This window comes from Vibrio sp. 10N.222.46.A1 (genome assembly GCF_041473595.1).
GTDB classification, from domain to species: Bacteria; Pseudomonadota; Gammaproteobacteria; order Enterobacterales; family Vibrionaceae; genus Vibrio; species Vibrio tasmaniensis_A.
In genome coordinates this window covers 1-1,685 of sequence record NZ_JBFRSN010001157.1, presented here as the reverse complement: position 1 = coordinate 1,685, position 1,685 = coordinate 1, and the positions used below count along the sequence as shown (strand labels likewise).

1 protein-coding gene is annotated in these 1,685 nt (G+C 44.9%); it reads left to right on the top strand.

Annotated features, from left to right (window positions below):
* On the top strand, positions 1 to 1,685 hold a 1,685-nt coding region (locus AB4496_RS24740), incomplete at both ends, for an EAL domain-containing protein (RefSeq protein WP_372132456.1).

Genomic DNA, 1,685 nt, shown 5'->3' with positions numbered 1-1,685 from the left:
AGCGCGTATTCTGAGTGGAATCCTATTGGGATGAAATTGCGAGTGACACACGCAGTTGGAAATCGTTTATATGCGTTGAATGACAAGCCGGCTATCGAGGTGTTCAAACATTACCTTGCTGATGGTAAAGATCTCCCTTTTAGTCAGTTGATGAGCTTCCCCCTGTATCGAGAGCTCGGCAGAAAGAAGTGCATCTCGACGCCTCTACGTATTAATGATGATGGTAGTATTGAGTTTGATAGCCCTTGGCATGTCGGCGAAGAGGCCCAGTTTTGTTATAATCATCCTTCTTTGACCGCAGAAAAAGTGCGTCACGGCGCTGAGATGCTTGCCGTGCATCAGCCTGAATCTGTGATCATCTATAACTGTGTATCTCGACTAGAATTTATCGACAGTAAACTTGAGCTCAAACCATTTGAAGGGATAGTAAACGCGTGTGGTGCATACTGCATGGGCGAACTATATCGCAACGACGATCGCCAAGAGATACTGCATCACAGCCTTACCTATATTGCGATGAGAGAGTCGGACGAGATTAATGAGTTTCGTTGCGAAGATTTTAAGCGAGACTCAACGGTATCGCCACTACTCAACTTAGTCAGAAATGCGGTCGCAGATCTTGACAGTATGAATACTCAGATGGAGAACAAACTCCATCAACAAGCACGTCGCTTAACTGAAAGCTACCGTATTGACTCTCGCACTGGGCTACCTAACCGTATTGTATTAAAAGAACGCCTCAATACGATTTTATTCAATGAACATCTGTTGACGCTGAAGCTGACTAATTTTCATCAAGTTAACGAAAAATACGGTTATCAAGTGGGTGACCAATTACTGCTTGATCTGTCGAATCATTTTGTCAACCGATTGCACCTTAGTGTGGCTACGGAATCCAAGGTAAAGGTTGAACTGTTCAGTATTGGTGTCGGTGAGTGGGCAATTATCTTTAACGCGAGTGTCGATAGCGTGAAGATAGAGCAACGTTTCGTCGAGTTTGCTGATGGTATTGAGCATATTAATTTTGAGCCATATGGATTAACCGACATAGACTACCTTTCGGTTTCTCTGTGTGGTGGTTTCGCTAGTCGCTGTGATTTCTTAGCTGATAGCGGTGATGAGATCTTGTTGAAAGCGATTGAAGCTCGACGCTACGGGGTGCGGAACAATACTCACATCACTAATGCCAAAAACATTCAGGTGAGTGAGGAAGATCGTAAAGAACAACTAGGCTGGCTGAGCTGTGTAAGCCGCGCAATCTTAGATCAGAACATTATCACCTACTCACAGCCGATTGTGGCGTCTGGTACTCACGAAATGATTGGCCAAGAGTGTTTGGTCAGAATCATGGAGTCGGACGGTACCATTGTACTCCCTGGTAAGTTCTTACCCATTATTGCTGACACGCATCTCTATACTCGCCTTAGCCGGCACATGATTCGAAACACCATTGGCTACATGGCAAATAAGCAGAGTTCTTTTTCAATCAACCTATCCCCACAAGACTTACTGAGCGATAAGACGCTTGAGGTTCTCGAGTCAGCGATTAGTGGTATGAACGACCCTACTCGACTTGGTCTAGAGGTTCTCGAGTCTGAACAGATCAAAGATTATGGCCGCATGATAGAAGTGTGTGATCACTTCCGTGCTCTTGGGGCGAGAATCATTGTTGATGACTTTGGTTC